The organism is Pseudoalteromonas sp. Angola-4, assembly GCF_028599265.1.
GTDB lineage: Bacteria > Pseudomonadota > Gammaproteobacteria > Enterobacterales > Alteromonadaceae > Pseudoalteromonas > Pseudoalteromonas atlantica.
Genome location: NZ_JAQREK010000011.1, coordinates 108240 through 127553, shown reverse-complemented (window position 1 = coordinate 127553; position 19314 = coordinate 108240). Strand labels below are relative to the sequence as shown.

13 protein-coding genes are annotated in these 19314 nt (G+C 40.9%); 5 read left to right on the top strand and 8 right to left on the bottom strand.

Annotated features, from left to right (window positions below; all coding sequences use genetic code 11):
• Window positions 1-111 precede the first annotated feature (111 nt).
• The 5 genes from glyA to PSH48_RS13695 all read right to left on the bottom strand — a co-directional run bounded on the left by glyA (window position 112) and on the right by PSH48_RS13695 (window position 6894).
• The gene (glyA, locus tag PSH48_RS13715; RefSeq protein ID WP_273611755.1) at window positions 112-1368 is read right to left on the bottom strand and encodes a serine hydroxymethyltransferase; all 1257 of its coding nucleotides are present in this window, start codon (window positions 1366-1368) and stop codon (window positions 112-114) included.
• Between the two features lie 270 nt (window positions 1369-1638).
• Entirely contained in the window at window positions 1639-2922 is a 1284-nt protein-coding gene (gene thrC / locus PSH48_RS13710) for a threonine synthase (RefSeq protein WP_029773772.1), read from the bottom strand.
• An 11-nt stretch (window positions 2923-2933) separates the two neighbouring features.
• A complete protein-coding gene (gene thrB, locus PSH48_RS13705; protein WP_029773773.1) occupies window positions 2934-3869 on the bottom strand; it encodes a homoserine kinase in 936 nt (311 codons plus the stop codon).
• A gap of 9 nt (window positions 3870-3878) precedes the next feature.
• Entirely contained in the window at window positions 3879-6296 is a 2418-nt protein-coding gene (gene thrA, locus PSH48_RS13700; RefSeq protein ID WP_273611754.1) for a bifunctional aspartate kinase/homoserine dehydrogenase I, read from the bottom strand.
• Between the two features lie 229 nt (window positions 6297-6525).
• A complete protein-coding gene (locus tag PSH48_RS13695) occupies window positions 6526-6894 on the bottom strand; it encodes a response regulator (protein ID WP_024031682.1) in 369 nt (122 codons plus the stop codon).
• Between the two features lie 372 nt (window positions 6895-7266).
• Between PSH48_RS13695 and PSH48_RS13690 the strand changes: the two genes are divergently transcribed.
• Window positions 7267-9024, top strand: coding sequence for a sensor histidine kinase (locus tag PSH48_RS13690; RefSeq protein ID WP_029773775.1), 1758 nt, complete (start codon window positions 7267-7269; stop codon window positions 9022-9024).
• A gap of 83 nt (window positions 9025-9107) precedes the next feature.
• A complete protein-coding gene (gene rdgC, locus PSH48_RS13685; protein ID WP_273611753.1) occupies window positions 9108-10016 on the top strand; it encodes a recombination-associated protein RdgC in 909 nt (302 codons plus the stop codon).
• A gap of 82 nt (window positions 10017-10098) precedes the next feature.
• Here rdgC and PSH48_RS13680 read toward each other — a convergent pair whose 3' ends face one another.
• Complete coding sequence (locus PSH48_RS13680) at window positions 10099-10938, bottom strand: HDOD domain-containing protein (RefSeq protein ID WP_004586853.1); 840 nt, start codon at window positions 10936-10938, stop codon at window positions 10099-10101.
• A gap of 275 nt (window positions 10939-11213) precedes the next feature.
• Here PSH48_RS13680 and PSH48_RS13675 point away from each other — a divergent pair, with 275 nt between their 5' ends.
• A complete protein-coding gene (locus PSH48_RS13675) occupies window positions 11214-12914 on the top strand; it encodes a dipeptidyl-peptidase 3 family protein (RefSeq protein WP_055254716.1) in 1701 nt (566 codons plus the stop codon).
• Window positions 12915-12958: 44 nt separating this feature from the next.
• Here the strand turns inward: PSH48_RS13675 and PSH48_RS13670 are convergent, their stop codons facing one another.
• Entirely contained in the window at window positions 12959-13363 is a 405-nt protein-coding gene (locus PSH48_RS13670; protein ID WP_273611752.1) for an HIT domain-containing protein, read from the bottom strand.
• A 112-nt stretch (window positions 13364-13475) separates the two neighbouring features.
• Between PSH48_RS13670 and PSH48_RS13665 the strand changes: the two genes are divergently transcribed.
• Together PSH48_RS13665 and PSH48_RS13660 are read left to right on the top strand one after the other, a co-directional pair.
• Window positions 13476-15701, top strand: a complete 2226-nt coding sequence (locus PSH48_RS13665; protein WP_004586850.1) for a S9 family peptidase — start codon at window positions 13476-13478, stop codon at window positions 15699-15701.
• Between the two features lie 143 nt (window positions 15702-15844).
• Entirely contained in the window at window positions 15845-17482 is a 1638-nt protein-coding gene (locus PSH48_RS13660; protein ID WP_273611751.1) for a methyl-accepting chemotaxis protein, read from the top strand.
• A 219-nt stretch (window positions 17483-17701) separates the two neighbouring features.
• Here the strand turns inward: PSH48_RS13660 and PSH48_RS13655 are convergent, their stop codons facing one another.
• Window positions 17702-19237 (bottom strand): M17 family metallopeptidase, encoded by a 1536-nt coding sequence (locus PSH48_RS13655; RefSeq protein WP_004588515.1) that lies wholly within the window; start codon window positions 19235-19237, stop codon window positions 17702-17704.
• Window positions 19238-19314 lie beyond the last annotated feature (77 nt).

Here is a 19314-nt window from a genome sequence, read left to right as displayed (position 1 = left end):
CCACACTACATAGACTCTGCCTTGCCTAAAAACCAAACATACTACTGCAAATTAAACCTCGAAAGGTAAACAGGCCCCTTGTTGTGATCGAAATTACTGCTGCTTATGCAATTAAGCGTATACAGGTAGTTTCGCACAAATTGCTTTAACTTTTTCTTTAACTTGGGCTTGTACTGACTCATCGTTGATGTTGTCTAATACGTCACAAATCCAGCCAGCAAGTTCTTTCGATTCAGCTTCTTTAAAGCCTCGACGCGTAATTGCAGGTGAACCAATACGCAAACCAGAAGTAACAAACGGTGAGCGAGGATCGTTTGGTACAGAGTTTTTGTTCACAGTAATATTTGCATTGCCAAGCGCTGCGTCGGCATCTTTACCTGTGATATCTTTATCGATTAAATCAAGTAAGAATAAGTGGTTTTCTGTTTTATCAGATACGATTTTGTAACCGCGCTCTTGCATAACAGCAACCATAGCTTGAGCATTTTTAACTACTTGTGCTTGGTATGTTTTAAATTCTGGTTGTAGAGCTTCTTTAAATGCCACTGCTTTTGCAGCAATAATGTGACATAAAGGACCACCCTGGCCACCTGGGAACACAGCGCTGTTAAGCTTTTTGTAAATTGCTTCGTCGCCACAAGCAGAAATAATTAAACCACCACGAGGGCCTGCTAATGTTTTGTGTGTTGTTGTTGTTACAACATGCGCGTGAGGTACTGGGCTTGGGTAAACACCCGCCGCAATTAAACCAGCAACGTGAGCCATATCAACAAATAAGTAAGCACCTACTTTATCAGCAATCTCACGGAATCTAGCCCAATCAACAATACCTGAGTACGCAGAAAAACCACCAATAATCATTTTTGGTTTGTGCTCAAGTGCTAACGCTTCTACCTGTGCGTAGTCAATTTCGCCAGTTGCTTCGTCTAGCCCGTACTGGATTGCATTGTATAGCTTACCTGAGAAGCTTACGTGTGAACCGTGCGTTAAGTGACCACCATGAGCTAAGCTCATACCAAGTACAGTGTCGCCCGCTTCTAATAATGCTAAGAAAACAGCTGCATTTGCTTGAGAACCCGCATGTGGCTGAACGTTTGCGTAGTCAGAACCAAATAGCTCGTTAGCACGATCAATTGCAAGTTGTTCAACAACGTCTACGTGCTCACAACCGCCATAGTAACGTTTGCCCGGGTAACCTTCTGCGTATTTGTTTGTAAGCTGTGAACCCTGAGCTTCTAGTACGCGTGGGCTACAGTAGTTTTCTGATGCGATTAATTCAATGTGCTCTTCTTGGCGAGCAGTTTCTTTGTTTATCGCGTCAAATAACTCTGGATCAAAATCCGAAATATTCATGCTACGTTCTAACATTGGGGTCTCCTAGGGCAACGTGTATGGTGTTTTTTAGAGGCTTTATTGTACGCTTTAAACGACTCTTTGCCTACGCTCTTAAGTTGAGGATATTTAAACAGGGATTGAATCTATTTCACAGCGTTTTTAAGATGATATTTTTTTATAAATGCATTAATAATTTAAATGATTTTTATTTTTTACATTTAATTAGTTAATGATAAATACTTTATTTAGTGCGTTCAAAATACAAAAAAAGCGGCCAAAGCCGCTTTTTTAACGCTAGGTTAGTTAGCCTAACTTAGCGAGTATTTCAGTGCGTAACGCTTCATAATCAGGGTTAATGTCGCTTGCTAAACAAGGTTTAGCAAGTGCGTCGCTAAGTGGTTTTGGCATATCAAGTTCAATATTTAGAATCTCTTCTACACTTTCTTTAAACTTAGCGGGGTGAGCAGTTGCTAAAAAGATACCTGCTGCGCCGGGTGCTTTATTCTCTACAAGACCTTGGTACGCAATGGCGGTATGCGGCTCTGCAACATAACCAGTTTGTTGAATATTTTTCATCACTGCTTGCGTATTTTCTTCGCTCACACTGGTTGAGTAAAAATTATCGTAGCTAAACCAGTTATTATCTAACATTGTTTGCACACGTGGCCAGTTATTTGGCTTGCTCACATCCATCGCATTTGAAAGCGACTCAAGTGTGGCATTTGGCGCCCAATTTTTATCAAGCATGTAACGGGGCACGGTGTCGTTTTGATTTGTAGTCGCGCTTAGTTTACCCACCGGCAAACCAATTACAGCACCAATCATGGCGGCACATACATTACCAAAGTTACCACTAGGGACTGAAATATGCGCTGTAGCACGCTTTTCTTTTGGTAGCTGAGCAATGGCTTCAAAGTAATAACATACTTGTGCCACTAGGCGGCTAATGTTGATTGAGTTAGCTGAATTAAGGCCAAGTGTAGATTTAACTTCGTCATCTAAAAACGACTTTTTAACCAGCTCTTGGCAATCATCAAAACTGCCATCAACCGCGTAACAATGAATGTTGTTACCAAGCGTAGTAAATAGCTTTTGCTGAGCAAGCGAAATTTTGCCTTTAGGGTATAGAATAACCACATCTATATTTGGCTTGTTGTAAAACGCATGTGCAACAGCAGCGCCAGTATCGCCAGAGGTTGCCGTTAAAATCGTGACTTTTTCGCCTTGATTAAACTGTGCTAAACACTCAGCCATAAAGCGCCCGCCAAAGTCTTTAAACGCAAGCGTAGGGCCATGAAAAAGCTCTAAACAATAGTTATTGTCTTCAACCTCTACCAATTTTACGGGGAAGTTAAATGCATTTTTAACCATTTGAGCAACGGTATCAGCGGGTAATTCATCACCAATAAGGTGCGATAAAATTTTGCTACTGCGGGTAACAAAGTCCATATCTAATAACGCATCTACATCGGCGAGTGGCGCTAAGCTTTCAGGGAAAAATACCCCCTGATTACGCCCAAGCCCTGTTTTTACCGCTTCAACAAACGACACTTTTTGAGAATTTTCTTTTAAATTATGTAATTGCATAAATGCCTATCCTATAAAACTGTTAATTGACGCGTGCCGTCGTTATCTAATTTACAAATGTGGCAAAAGCCCTGCTCATTTATATAGTTTTGCGCTAACCACTGCGCACATTTTTCAGCAGCTTCTAATGTTTTACACACTGTAAATAACGTAGGGCCCGCACCTGAAATACTGACAATTTCTGCACCAAGCGCTGGCAAATTTGCTTTCGCTTCGCTAAACCCTGTTATTAACGGCGCTCGGTACGGCTCTGCTATATCGTCTTGCATAATACTCAGTGCATCATCAAAACGCTGCGTTAATAACAAGCTGCTAAATGCCGATAAACGCTGTGCAAACTCAACCCCTGCGTGCATACTTAGCTCTTTAGGTAATACCGAGCGTGCCTTTGCGGTATTAAGCGAAAACCCAGGAAACGCCGCTACGTAGTACCAGTTTTCATCAACTGGTAGAGCAATTGACTTATCAGGAATTAAATCGCCTGTAAGCTGTAAGCCCCCTAAATAACACGGGGTGATGTTGTCATAATGACGCCCGCCACTGACTATCGCTTCAAAATCAGCCATTAATTCAATCAGCTCAACTTGGCTTAAATTGGTTTGAGCAAACTTATCAAGCGCAGCAAAGGTTGCTACCACCGAGCACGCACTCGAACCTAGCCCTGAGCCAATTGGTAAATTCTTTTTAAGCTCTAATTTTACACTTGGCATATCTGGCGCAACGTGCGCTCTAAAATGTACTAAACATTGATATGCTAGGTTTTCGCTCGCATCGCTTGGTAACTTATGCGCATATTCGCCAGAGCAAACAAACTCATCACTTGCTGCGGCGCTTACTACGGCTACATCACCTAATAAGCTGCCATCAATAGGCGCAAGCGCTGCGCCAAGTGCATCAAAGCCCACTGCAAAATTACCTATAGACGCCGGAGCATATACTTCTATCATAATGCTCTCCTAGCGCGATAACGTTTTTAATACGTCGGCAAATACGCCTGCAGCTGTTACCGCAGAGCCTGCACCGTAACCACGAATTACAAACGGGCGTGGTTGATAATACTGGCTTAAAATAGCTAATGCGTTTTCACCATCACGAATAACATTTAATGCATGCGATGAATCGACCGCTTCAATACCTACTTTACAGTGGCCTTCTTTAATTGTACCTACATAACGCAGTACCTTGCCCTCTGCTGCCGCACTTTGAATACGGTCGTTAAACTCAGCATCTAAACTTGGCAGTTTAGCCATAAATTCATCTACGCTGTCACCTTGTGCAAAACCTTGAGGCAATACTGACTCTACTTCTATATCGCTAAGCTCTAATTTCATGCCAGCTTCGCGTGCAATGATAAGCAATTTACGTGCTACATCGGTGCCCGATAGATCATCGCGTGGGTCTGGCTCTGTAAAACCGCTTTCTTTTGCTTTAATAGTTGCCTCAGAAAGTGATAAACCATCTTCTAGTGCACCAAACATGTACGACAGTGAGCCTGATAAAATACCGCTAAACTCAAGTAACTCATCACCTGCACCAAATAACGACTGTAGGTTATCGATTACCGGTAAGCCTGCACCTACGTTTGTTTCGTATAAAAACTTGCGGTTATTTTTTTGTGTTGCCGCAATTAAGTCTTGGTAATAATCATACGAGCTGGTTGTTGCTTTTTTATTAGCGGCAACCACATGGAAGCCCGCATTTAAAAAATCCACATACTGAGCTGCTAGCGCATCAGAAGACGTACAATCTACAAGCACAGGGTTTACTAAGTGATTTTGCTTTACAAACTGCTCAACTAAATTTAAATCAAACGCTTGCTCTGATGCTGCAAGCTTTTGCTGCCAGTCATCAAATGCAATACCTTCGCTGTCTAAATGCAATTGACGAGAATTAGCAACGCCATATAGGTTTAACTTAATATTACGTTTTTCAAGCCACGCTTGCTGGCGCTCTAACTGAGAAATAAGCTCTTGGCCTACTAAGCCACAGCCAAGTAAAAATACGTCAATTGAAGGGACGTGGGTAAAAAAGTTTTCATGGCATATTTTCACTGCATCGTTACACAGCTCGCCATCAATAACCGCCGAAATAGCACTTTCTGTAGAATCCTGCGCAATGGCTACAATGTTTACTTGGGCCTGTGCAAGAGAAGCAAAAAACTGTGCTGCTAAACCTTTGTGTGCGCGCATGTTATCGCCCACTAAAGTGACAATGGCAAGATTACGTTGTACTTGTACCGGCTCAATTAAGCCTGCTTGTAATTCAAGTTCAAATGCACTTTGTAAGGCTTCTAGCGCGAGCGCTAAATCGCTTTCGTGCACACAAAAGCTAATGCTAAATTCACACGATGATTGAGTAATTAATACTATCGATACGTTATCGTGCGCAAGGGCATTAAATACCTTAGAGGCCATGCCCACTTTACCTTTCATGCCAGGGCCTGACACGGTAAGCATTGCTAAGTCTTGCAAGCTAGAAAGCGCTTTTACTGGCTCATCCGATGAATAGTCGTTACCAATTAATGACCCTTGAGCATCTGGGTTATGGGTATTTTTAATTTCGCACGGTACGCCCGCTTTCGCGCACGGTAAAATGGTTTTAGGATGAAGTACTTTAGCGCCAAAGTAAGAAAGCTCCATCGCTTCTTTATAAGATAAGAAATCAACTTTAGTCGCTTTTTTGATGTAGCGCGGATCAGCACTGTACACACCATCAACGTCAGTCCAAATTTGGCAAATTTCAGCATCTAAACATGCCGCTGCAATAGCTGCAGAGTAATCAGAGCCATTACGACCAAGTGTAGTAAGTTCGCCTTGCTCGTTGCTTGCTGTAAAGCCTGGCATAATGTAAATGGTGGCTGGGTTTTCTTTAAGTACTGCTTGAAAGCGTGCTTTACTCGTTACTAAGTCGGCTTCAGCATCAATGTAGCCACCAGTAGAGGCAACACAACGCGTTGCTTCAAGGTATTGTGCATTGTGCGAGCTTAATAAACTTTGCATTAGCGATACACTAACACGCTCACCAAAACTAATTACAAAAGCACGAATTTGATCTGGGCAACACTTAATAAGCGCCACACCATCTAGCTTATTTTTAAGCTCATTAAAATCTGGCCAGTTTTTTACTTCGCCACTGCTTTTTTCTACTTCTGCTTTTAATGTCTCGCATCGGCTTAGCAAAGCTTGCCATTGCTGAGAAAAATCTTGACCTTGCTCAGCGGCATTTGCCAGCGCAACTAATGAATCAGTCATACCTCCGGGTGCAGAAAGTACCAGTAACATTTCATCTTTTAACTGTGCTTTTACCAGCAAAGCTACTTGTTGCAAACAGGCAAAGTCGGCAAGCGAAGAGCCTCCAAATTTTAAAACGCGCATTATTTATGTTCCTCATCCCATAAAACGAAAAAAGGCCTGTGTTCTTAGTGAACACAGGCCTTTAAATTTGTTGCACCGACCTATGCCACTATCCAGTAAGAATGGTGGTTGTAATAATAATGGTCAGTGCGCGATTAATTGTTTTCATAGAGCTAAGACTGCCTTAACAAAGGCTATGCTGTCAACCCCAAATTAAAAGATAAAACAGCCTTTTTGAACATGAAAAAACCTAATGAATGCCAAATTTATGCAAAACTTCACTTAAGGCCGATTTATTAATAGGTTTATTTATAAAGTCGATGGCACCAAGCTGCGCGACTTTTTGCTTCATTTGTTGTTGTATATCAGCGGAGATCACCAGTACAAAACACTCTATTTTTTCTGCCTTGATGCGCTCCAGCACTTGTACGCCGTCAACTTCTGGCATGGTTAAGTCTAAACACAAAAGATCAAATTGCTGCAAGCGTAAAAGCGCCAGCGCATCGGCCCCGTTTGCGGCTTGTTGAATGTCGGCACTCACGCACTCATTTAAACAACGCACAACTTGTTTGCGTGCAACAGTGGAGTCATCACACACTAATATAGAAAATTTCATCATGTTAACTACTAAAATAACCTTCTAAAAATTATAAAAACGAGCCGTCCGTTGGTTTTTGCTATTCTAACACGTTCCTAAAACTCTAACACTTTGCTTGTTCGCATAATGTAATACTGTAACCTTACAATAAAACGTTAAATATTATTAATAATTGCCTTAGCTGCCTATTAAAAATCATCGTTTTTGTAATCTCAGTAGACATTAAAATTAATTTAAATCAGTTTAGTGCACTATTATTAAAACAAAACGACTCAATAGCTGGGCTATCTCTTTAAAATATAAATTTTTTATTTATTTTTAAGGTTTTATTGACTAACTTTTAAGTTAGAAATTGCAACTTAGATATAATTACACCGGATGAGTAAATCCCATATGTTACAAAAAAGCCTTTCTAAGAAATTGTTAACTAATGTTTTATCAGTGTATTTTTTGCTTACCTTTGTGGTGACATGTGGACAGGTGCTTGCAGAATTTGTAAATACTAAAGACTACATTCGTGATGAGCTAAGTACGCTACAAAAAACCTTTAGCCGAAGCTTAACACGCGCAATTTGGGAACTAAACACAAAGCAAACAATTACAACCGCAGAAGGCTTACTTGCTATACCTATGGTGGAGGGCATTATAGTGCGCGACGACAGCGGTGAAATTATTTCGCAGCTGGGGCGCTCTTTGGATATACACAAACTTTATAACCAACAACTCGTACAAGAGGAAGTCATTATAGAGGACACCAAATCGGGTCTCTTTGGCTATACCTTCCCCCTAATTTTTGAATTTTCGGGGCGCGCTACTCAAGTAGGTGATGTGACCTTGTTCTCTAGCCGCGATGTGGTATTTAGCCGAATAATGGTATCTATTTACTTTTTAATTGGTAACGCCATGATCAAAACCACCTTTTTGATCATTCTGTTTTTAATGGCATTTAGAAAGCTGCTCACCGACCCTTTAAACGAGTTAACCGATCAAATAGAAAACTTAGAGCTTGATGACTTAGAAGGTCAACACATAGACATTGAGACCGAAGAGCATAACGAGCTAAACGTTATGGAGCAGTCTTTTAATAACTTAATAGATAAAGTAGTTCAATACAGAAAAGAGCTTGAGCATACCCAACGTGAGTTGATTGTTAGTAACGAAAAGCTCGACCAGCACAATATACAGCTTGAACAAGATGTTGCCCGTAAAACGTCAAACTTAAGCCAAGCTATGATGGATTTACAACAGCAAAAGTACGAACTAGAAAAACAAAAGCTGGTACTAACCGAAGAAGTTGATTTACGCAGACATACCGAAGAAGAATTATTAACTAAACAAAAAGAGCTTGAACGCTACCTAGACGAGCTAAGCCTTGCTCAAGAGCGCTTAGTAGGCACCGAAAAAATGGCTGCACTAGGCGGATTAGTCGCCGGTATTACACACGACATAAATACACCTATAGGGATTGGTGTAACTGCTATATCGTTTTTACAAGAGCGTTTAAACACGTTAGAAAATGCCTACAAAGAAAAAAAGTTATCGCCCAAAGCATTAGAAGAATTTATAAACGAAGCCAAGCAAAGCACAAGCTTGCTTACAACCAACCTTGATAGAGCCTCTGAGCTTATTGCTAGCTTCAAACAAATAGCGGTAGACCAAGCCAGTGAAGCTGTAAGAACAATTAACTTTAAAGATTATTTAAACGAAGTAATTTTATCGCTCCACCCTAAACTTAAAAAAACCAAGCACACCATAAATTTACAGTGTCCGGATGATTTAGTTCTTAACCTGCCTGCAGGGGCAATTAGCCAAATTTTTACTAACTTAATTATGAACTCAATTATTCATGGTTTTGATAATATTGCGCAGGGCAATATTGATATAAATATTAGCGCCGATGACACACTCCTTATTATTGACTACACCGATAACGGCAATGGCGTAACAAAAGAGCAATTAGCCAAATTGTTTGACCCATTTTTTACGACAAAACGCGACCAAGGCGGCAGTGGGTTAGGCACACACATAACCTTTAACTTAGTTAAGCAAACACTTAGCGGCTCAATAGAGGCAAGCAGTGAGCCTGGCAAAGGGCTTCATTACCATATTGAATTTCCTAAAAACATGCCAAAGCCATTATTTAATCAATAACGGCTTTGCTTAAAATCAGCCATTTCGAGAACCCCATTTTATTGCTATGATTGAGCAAATTTAAAAGATGGAAAAGTTACCTTATGTGGTTTAGTAACCTGATTTGTTATCGCTTTAAGCAAGATGTTTCGTACACTCAAGAAGAGTTTGAAAAAGCGTTAGAACAAGATGTATTTCGCCCTTGTGGCTCTCAAGACCTTTCTACATTTGGTTGGACAAAAGCATTTGGTAAGCATGGTGACTCGCTGGCGCATTTTTCACAAAAAAGCATTTTAGTGTGTGCCAAACGTGAAGAAAAAGTGCTGCCTGCATCTGTTGTTAATGAAATGGTTGCCGAAAAAGTAGATCAAATAGAAGCGGAAGAAAACCGCCCTGTTAAAAAGAAAGAAAAAGACGAGTTAAAAGAAAACATTTTAACTACCTTATTACCTCAAGCGTTTAAAAAATCGAGCCTACAGTTTGCTTTTATTGACCAAGAAAACGGTTGGGTTGTAGTAAACAGCGGCAGTTTTAATAAAGCAGAAGAGCTACTTGCATTGCTGCGTAAGTCTCTGGGCACATTACCGGTAGTACCTGCTTTTGCAAACTACGACCTAGATGTATTTTTAACTGATTGGTTAACTAACTTCAGCACCCCTGAAAACTTTGCTATAGGCTTTGATGCTGAGCTAGAAGAAGCCGACGACAGTGGCGCGCAGGTTAAACTAAAAGGTCATGATTTATCGTGTGATGAAGTTAAATCGCACCTAGAAAATGGTAAACGCGTGACCAAACTTGCACTTGATTGGCAAGAACGCCTGAAGTTTATGCTGCAAAACGATGGCTCTATCAAGCGTTTAAGCTACTCAGAAACTTTAAAAGAAGAAAACGCCGGTATTCCTAAAGAAGATATGGCGGTTAAATTAGATGCTGACTTTATTTTAGCCTCAGAAGAAATAAAGCTACTACTTGAAGAACTGACGGCCGGTTTAGGTGATGCAGAAGATTTATAAAACGCTAAAATTATAAGCACTATTAAAACCAAAAAAAGCACGACTTAGTCGTGCTTTTTGCTTTTACCTTTATAACTGCTAATTAGCTAAATGTGTCTTTTACATTTTCGAGCATGTCGTTGTATTCGTCACTTGAAAATAGCTGCATAGAAGGAATAACGCCTTTATCTATGTAGGTTTGTAAAGCCGCTGATTTATCAGAAACCTGTAAAGTCCCCTCTAAAATAGCGCCAATACGAATAAAATCAACATAACCAATCTCTTCAGGGCGATACGTAGGGTCTGCCCAATGTCTAGCAACATTTACAAATTCAGGTGGAAACTCCCACGCTCCCATAATTGAGCCACCAATTTTACCACTGAGCTTTTGAATTGCATGCGCTAAAAAGCTTGGGTTAGCAAACACCTCTGGGTGGCGCTCAGCTTCGGTTAAAATAGGCAGTACACCAATGTTATATACCAACGACGCCAACGTAATAGCGTCACTATTTAACGATGTACGTTTATTATTTTGTAAATAAAACGCCATAAGCGTTATTGAGTGCCCCGCCACATTTAACGTTTTTTGCCACGCTTTACTCATGTAGCCTTTTATTAGCTCATTATTAGAAACAAACAGCTGCTCCATTGCCATTGCGGTTGCTATATTTTTAATTTGGCGTAAACCAATGCGCGTAACCGCTTGCTGTAAGTTAGACACTTTAACCGCTCGGCCCATAATTGCACTGTTAGCCACTTTAATCATGCGCGCTGAAAGAGCCGGGTCTTGCCCAATCACGTCTGACATTTGCATTAGGTTTACATCAGGGTTATCGGCCGCTTGGCGCACTTTAATTGCAACTTCAGGTAACGTAGGTAAAACCAAAGTGTCGTTATTGATTCTATCAACCAAAATCGTTAATAGTGCATTTTCTGTAGACATAGAACTGTCATCCTTTTGTTTCTGGGCCGCAATGCAACTGCTAACCTCGGATAAAATGAGTAATACAATGAGTATTATCTAACTTACCGATAAAGTTAAGAAAATTATATAAATTAATTGTTATTATCGCCTGTAGGCGCGGTACACCGCCAAACACTTGCTATTTACCATTTAGTTTTGCTTTAATGCAGTCACTATAAGGAAACGTTTGTACGCGCTAGCAATTAAATTTAAGCGTACAAATAATTAAACTTACTTTTTTAACAGGCAATCAAATGATCTTAAACAAAATTAGCCAAGCAATTTTACTCTCAGGCGTCGTTTTTCTTAGTGCATGCTCAGAGCAAGCCCCCTCTTCGACCGAAGCCACAGGTGTAGAACTTGCTCAAAAAAGTGCCGCGCAAGCTGGCCCAGATTTAATTAATATTGATAAACAACGTTTAGATATTTACACCGACTTTAGCCTAGAAGCCGACCTATCTCATTTAAGTGAGAATCAAAAAGCCATGGTTGCTAAGCTTATCGATGCCTCTAAAATTATGGACGAGCTATTTTGGAAGCAGGCTTTTGGCGATAATAAAGACGCTTTTTTAGCAAAACTAAGTGATGAAAAAGTACGTAAATTTGCTGATATTAACTACGGTCCTTGGGATCGTTTAAATGGTGACGAACCGTTTTTATCAGGCTACAAAGAAAAAGCCCTTGGCGCACAATTCTACCCAGCCGACATAACAAAAGAAGAGCTAAATAACGCCGACGTAGAAGATAAAAAAGGCCTTTATTCATTAATTAAACGTGATGAGCAAGGTAACCTTTACAGCGTGCCTTACTCAAAAGAATACGCTGAGGAGTTAGCTAAAGCAGCAGATTTATTACGTGAAGCCAGTAAGCTTGCCGATGACAAAGAATTTGCTAATTACTTAAACCTACGTGCTGATGCACTACAAAAAGATGATTTTCAGGGTTCTGACTTTGCCTGGATGGACATGAAAAATAACCCAGTTGATGTGGTTATTGGCCCAATTGAAACCTACGAAGATCAACTCTTCGGCTACCGCTCTGCTTATGAGTCGTATGTACTAATTAAAGATTTAAAATGGAGCGAGCGCCTAGCTAAATTTGCGGCCTTTTTACCAGAGCTTCAAAAAGGTCTACCGGTAGATGCTAAATATAAGCAAGAAGTGCCAGGCTCAGACGCCGATTTAAATGCTTACGATGTGGTTTACTATGCAGGTCACTCAAATGCGGGCAGCAAAACCATTGCCATTAACTTACCAAACGATGAGCAAGTACAGCTTGAAAAAGGCACTCGTCGCCTGCAGCTTAAAAACGCAATGCGTGCAAAATTTGATAAAATTTTAGTGCCAATTGCTGAGCAGTTAATTGTACCTGAGCAACGTAAGCATATTACCTTTAACGCCTTTTTTGCCAATACCATGTTTCACGAAGTGGCTCATGGCCTAGGTATTAAAAACACCATTACAAATAAAGGCACTGTGCGCCAATCATTACAAGAGCACGCAAGTGCACTTGAAGAAGGTAAAGCCGATATTTTAGGTTTATACATGGTTGAGCAGTTACTTAAAAAAGGCGAAATTACCGAAGGCACATTAGAAGATTACTACACCACCTTTATGGCGGGTATTTTCCGCTCAGTACGTTTTGGTGCATCAAGCGCACATGGTAAAGCCAACATGATCCGCTTTAACTTTTTTGCTCAAGAAGGCGCTTTTTCTAAAAATGAAGAGGGTTTATACCGTGTAAATATGGAAAAAATGGGCGTGGCTATGGCTAAGCTGTCGCGCTTAATTTTAACATTACAAGGTGACGGCGATTACGAAAAAGTAGATCAACTAATTGCCACTCATGGCGATATTAAAGAAGAGCTTGCTAAAGACTTAGAAAAACTAAGCCAAGCAAATATTCCGGTTGATGTAACCTTTAAACAAGGTAAAGACGTGTTAGGCCTTAACTAACCCAACACGTAATACTTTGTAATAGTTTAATAAAGCGCTGTAGTTTATAACTGCAGCGCTTTTTTTAGCGCTATTATTTGCTCATCTGTGTATGGTTTTGCAGGAAACTTACCCCACACCGGTGCAGGCCACGCAGCATCAGTTGTAAAACGTGCAATATGATGAATATGTAATTGCGGCACCATATTACCCAAAGCGGCCACGTTTAATTTATCAGGGCTAAACACTTGCATAATAAGCTTGCTGAGTTTGGCCGACTCTTTTAAATATACAATTTGATCGGCATCAGATAAATCGATGATCTCTTTTAAATTAGGTTTTCTGGGCACCAATACAAACCAAGGATATTGGCTGTCGTTAAGCAATAGCACCTTACATAAAGGCCAATCTGCCAGTTCTATACAATCGCGCTTAAGCTCTGGGGCGAGTTTAAAAGTGTGGTTCGTCATCGTCACATCCTAGTTAGTCTTTAATAATGGCCACTTTATAGCATTTATTTGCAGTTGCACACGCTTAGCTTTACCATTTAATACAATATTTATAATAAGCTAAGGCAACCTTGTGCTAAAAAAAATAAAACACTTAACCCTCGCACTACCGCTAGCTGTTGGCGCACTGAGCGTACAAGCAAAACCATTATCGCTAGAGCGTATTTTTGATGATCCGAGCTTGTCGGGTAAAGCTCCCGTACAACTTAAGTTTTCACCAGACGGTAGCCGCGTAACTTACCTGCAAGGTAAAACCGATGACTACAACCGTTATGATTTATGGGAATACAACTTAAAAGATAACACCAACAGAATACTGGTTGATTCTGCAAAGCTGTTTTCAGGCCCAGAAAACCTCTCTGATGAGGAAAAAGCACGCCGCGAACGCCAACGTATTTTTGGTAAAGGTATTTTAGAGTATAAATGGTCTAAAGATGGCAAAGCCCTGTTATTCCCACTCAATGGTGACCTGTATTATTACGAGCTTGCATCTGGTAAAAGTAAAAAACTTACCAATACAGAAGCGTTTGAAACCGATGCCCGTTTTTCTCCTAAAGGTAACTATGTATCGTTTATTCGCGAGCAAAACCTTTACGCTTTAGCACTTGATTCAGGTAAAGAAATACAACTGAGCAAAGATGGCGGCGGCGTTATTAAAAACGGCATGGCCGAATTTGTAGCACAAGAAGAAATGAGCCGTATGACTGGCTACTGGTGGGCTGGCGATGAATCTAAAATTGCATTTACCCGCGTAGATGAAACCCCAGTAAAAGAAGCTATCCGTAACGAAATTTATGCAGACGAAGTAAAGCTATTTAATCAGCGTTACCCATTTACAGGCACAGACAACGTTGAAATACAACTTGGCGTTGTGTCTTTAAATAATCAAAACGTTGACTGGGTTGATTTAGGTGACGATAAAGACATTTACATTGCACGTGCTAAATGGCTAAAAGACAGCACTACCCTTTCGTATCAATGGCAAAATCGCTCACAACATAAGTTAGAACTACGTTTTTACAATAGCGATACTAAAACGCAAAAAGTAGCGTTAACAGAAAACAGCGATACGTGGATCAATTTAAACTTTGATCTGCATTTCTTAAAAGACAAAAAGCATTTTGTATGGGCTTCTGAGCGCGATGGTTTTAAACACCTTTATTTGTACCGCACTAATGGCCAGCTAATTCGACAAATCACTTCAGGAGACTGGGTTGTTGATAGCTTAAAAGGCGTGGATGAGAAAAAAGGCATAGTGTACTTTGCAGGACGTAAAGACACCCCGCTTGAAAGCCATTTATACAGCGCACCACTGTTTAAAAAAGGCAATATTAAGCGCATTACCGAACAAGGCCAATACCACAAAGTGGTAATGGCTAAAGACAGCAAAACGTTTATTGATAATAGCTCATCGGTAAACAAGCCTAACTCGGCGGCACTACGTAAAGTAAATGGCGAATTTATCACATGGCTTGAACAAAATAAGCTTGATGATAGCCACCCATTAACACCTTATTTAAGTGATTTAGCAACTCCAGAGTACGGCACAATTAAAGCTGAAGATGGCCAAGTAATGCATTACCGCTTGTTTAAACCAAGTAATATTGCAGACGGTAAAAAGCACCCAGTAATTGTTAATGTATATGGCGGCCCGCATGCACAACGCGTTACAAATAGCTGGCGCAGCAAAAACTTGTACTTTCAATACATGGCGCAACAAGGCTATGTTATTTTTCAGCTCGATAACCGAGGCTCATACAACCGTGGTAAAAAGTTTGAAGATGCTATTTACAAACACTTAGGTGTTGTAGAAGTAGCTGATCAAATTAAAGGGGTTGAGTTTTTACGCACGCTTGATTACGTAGACCCACAACGCATTGGTATTTATGGCCACAGTTATGGCGGCTACATGGCCCTAATGACCATGTTTAAAGCGGGCGATTACTTTCAAGCCGGTGTTTCAGGTGCACCAGTTACTGACTGGGCACTTTACGACACCCATTACACTGAGCGCTACCTTGGTCATCCAAAAACCAATGCCAAAGGCTACGAAGACAGCGCTGTATTCCCATACGCTGATGGCTTAAAAGGCCCATTAATGATTTACCATGGCATGGCCGATGACAACGTGTTATTTACCCACGCCACTAAATTATTTAAACAACTACAAGATAACGAAAAACAGTTTGAAATGATGACCTACCCAGGCTCAAAACACAGCTTACGCGGTAAACAGGTGCAAACACATTTACACCAAACCATTACAAACTTCTTTAATCGACATTTTGATGTTAAATAATCATATGACGACTAAATAGACTAAAGGCTGATTGAAAAATCAGCCTTTTTTTTGTCTTAATAAGTTAATGAGCCTAGATTAAACGCTTTTTTTAGCTACGCTTATTCTATGCGCTAAGGCGTACACTAATTGAGGACAAATTAATGCTTAACCTACGTAGTTTCAGTATTTTCCAGCGTTTTTTACTGTTAATAGCCATTGTTGTATTTGGCTTAATAGTACTTAGTATATCTAGCTTAACTCATCAATATAGCTCACTCAAAAACGAGCAATATCTAAAAACCCAAAATGTGGTAGAAACGGCATACAGTGTTATTGAGCATTACCACCAGCTTGAACAAAACAATACACTCACACAAGCGCAGGCTCAAACACAAGCACTGGCCGCTATAAAAGCGCTGCGCTATGACAAAACAAATTACTTTTGGGTAAACAACTATCAGCCCCAAATGGTAATGCACCCAATAAAGCCTGCGCTTAACGGTAAAGACTTAAGTAATAATAAAGACCCCGATGGCAAAGCACTATTTGTAGAAATGGTGAACATTGTAAAACAACAAAAAGAAGGTTTTGTGCCCTATAAATGGCCAAAACCAGGAAAAGATCAGCCAGTAGATAAAGTCGCATTTGTAAAAGGTTTTAGCCCGTGGCAATGGATTATTGGCTCAGGCGTATACCTAGATTCAATAGATGAAGCATTTAGCGAGCAGCGTAATCTCATCATAATTAGCGCCTTAGTTATGATTATTGCTGTAATTATACTAAGTTACTTTATTGGTAAAAGTATACTCACGCCTACTCGTCTTGCCGCAGACATGATGAAAAACATATCGCAAGGTGAAGGTGACTTAACACGTACGCTAAACGAATCGGGCAATGATGAAATATCAGAGCTGTCACGCTCTTTTAATTTATTTGTTTTAAAAATGCGCGAGTCGTTAGTACATGTATCGCACAGTGCTGATGATGTAAGCCGACACGCTCACACGGTGGATGAGTCAAGTAGAACAAGCCACTCCTTTATTGAGCTACAAAACGACAGCTCCACACAGGTAGCTGCCGCCATGGAGCAAATGACGCACCAAATTCATGATGTGAGTCGTAATGCCGACGCCGCAGAACAAGCTGCCAATGATGCAGCGGACAATGCCTCAACCGGTAAAAACGTGGTAGCGAATACCATTACCGCTATAGAAACACTCTCAAGTAATATAGAAACAGTGAGTCAAGTAACTGAAGATTTAGCAAACGAAAGTAACAATATAGGCTCTGTGCTTGATGTGATCAGAAGTATATCGGAGCAAACAAACTTACTTGCACTCAACGCTGCTATAGAGGCGGCTCGTGCAGGCGAGCACGGCAGAGGGTTTGCAGTTGTTGCCGATGAAGTGCGCACATTAGCCAGCAGAACAGGGCAAAGCACAGATGAAATTCAAGCCATGATCACTAAATTACAAGAAGGCGCTAAAGCGGCAGTAGAGGCGGTAAAATCAAGCCAAGCACTGTCGGTGACGACGGTAGAGCAGGTTTCATCTGCCGATACATCGCTCAATGAAATAGAAAGGCTGGTATCTATAATTACCGACATGAACAGCCAAATAGCCCGAGCCACCGAGCAGCAAACGCAAGCCGCTGACGAGGTTAATTTACGTATTAACGAGCTATCTCAATCAACCGAGCAATCACTAAATAATACAAAGCAACTTACCGATGCCAGCGATAACCTTAAACAAAGTAGCCAAGGGCTTTCGAGCGTGGTTAATCGCTTTAAATTAAAATAATTAAAAAACAAAAGCCCTGAATTAACAGGGCTTTTTATTACATAAGCGTTTTTAGCTTATACCATTTCGCATAATTAAGTGATCTATTTTTAGGATGGAAAAACGTGTTGATGGCTAGGCAAAAAATTTGCTATTTAGTTGTTCTAAATGAGAATTTTTTAACACAGATAGCGACACGTTTAGCCCCGAAAAATGATTAAGTATTATTGCGGATTGGTATTACATACAGTAGCGTGCAAATAAGCTCGTTACTGATGCTGCGGTTGGCTTGCCGTGCTGCCAATCACCGCCTTCAACACCACTACCAGCAATGTCCATATGTACATAAGGAAGCGGCTGCTCAGAGTCGTTACCGTGTTTATCAAGCCCACCAACAACGGCTAAAAACGCCATAGGGAATTGATGCCCACGGGCTGTAACAGCAGAGGCCGCATTATTGCTTGATAAAACATCATCAGCGAGGGTACGCGGTTTGATAAAGTCGTAATCTTCACGGCGAGAGCGAGAAACCTCAGCTGCATCTGCCCATAAATCACCACAATCCGCTATTTGACGAGAGGTATTAGCGCTACGTGCAGGTCCGTTTTCAACATATGCTCCGTAAGGGCCCATAGCACGTGCCGCATGGCCTGTAAGGGTTGCCACGGTGAACAGTGTTGGGTTAACTTCACCTTTAGCTACATCTTTCATTTCGCTAAGTAGGTCACCCATAGCTAAACGCCCTTCTGCATCGGTGTTACCAATGCGTACACGTACGCCTTCACGGCTAGTGATAATTTCATCTGGTACAAAACAATCTGAGCCAATTGAATTACGGACCACAGCTAAGTAAGAAATAACTTTAACGCCTTTAGGTTGGTAATCTGCCACGGCTTTCATAAAGCCCGCAACGGATGCAGCCCCACCTTTATCGCGGCTCATACCCGCCATGTAACCGCCTACTTTTAAATCGGCGCCGCCGGTATCGTATACTAAGCCTTTACCAACAAACATTAGCGTGCGCGTTACTTCACCTTCTGGAACGTATTCTAGCTTAACAACACGTGGATGATGGCGCTCAACCGCATAAGATGCGCGCGCAACAGTGCTAAGCATAGGGTAGTTTTTATCTATCGTGTTAATATCGTCAATCACATCAACCGCTACTTTAGAGCCTTTAAAAAGCTCAACACAGTAATCAGCAAAACGTGGTGGCGCCATACGTTCAGGCTCAGTACCGCATAAGTCACGTGCTGCATATTGCCCTGCTGCAATTGCATTTACAGCTTTAACTGTTTGCTCATTTGCATCTATTAAACCAATTTGCGTAATAGGCTCAATGCTTTCGCCGTGGTATTCGCGCGCCTCTAAAGGTTGCCATAATGCTTGGCATGCGCCTAAATACGCCACTTCTAATGCATGCTGGTAACGCGCATCTGTATGTAATTTTGGTAAGTAAATAGCAGGGTTTACACTACCCGCGGCTTTTGCTTCGTTAATCGCTAGCTTAGCGGCATCAAAGTAGCGTCTTACATCATCGTAATCGCGGTTAAGCGGCCCAGTAGGCGCTAAAACAACGCGTACATTATCAACCACTAAAAACGTAACTTGTTTACCAATACGAGAATCTACTTTAGCGTGTGATTCGATAGCATCACTTAATGAGTTATTGGCTAATTGAGAAAAGTCATCACTAATTATAATAAGTGCATCGTGAGAAAATGAGTCAAAGCTTGCACTAAGTGATTGTGCAGCTATCGCTTGAGGATATGCCATAAGTAAAACTCCTGTTAGAAAACATAAGGGGCTATTATCGTTGATATAAAAACACAAAACCAGCCAACTGCGATCAG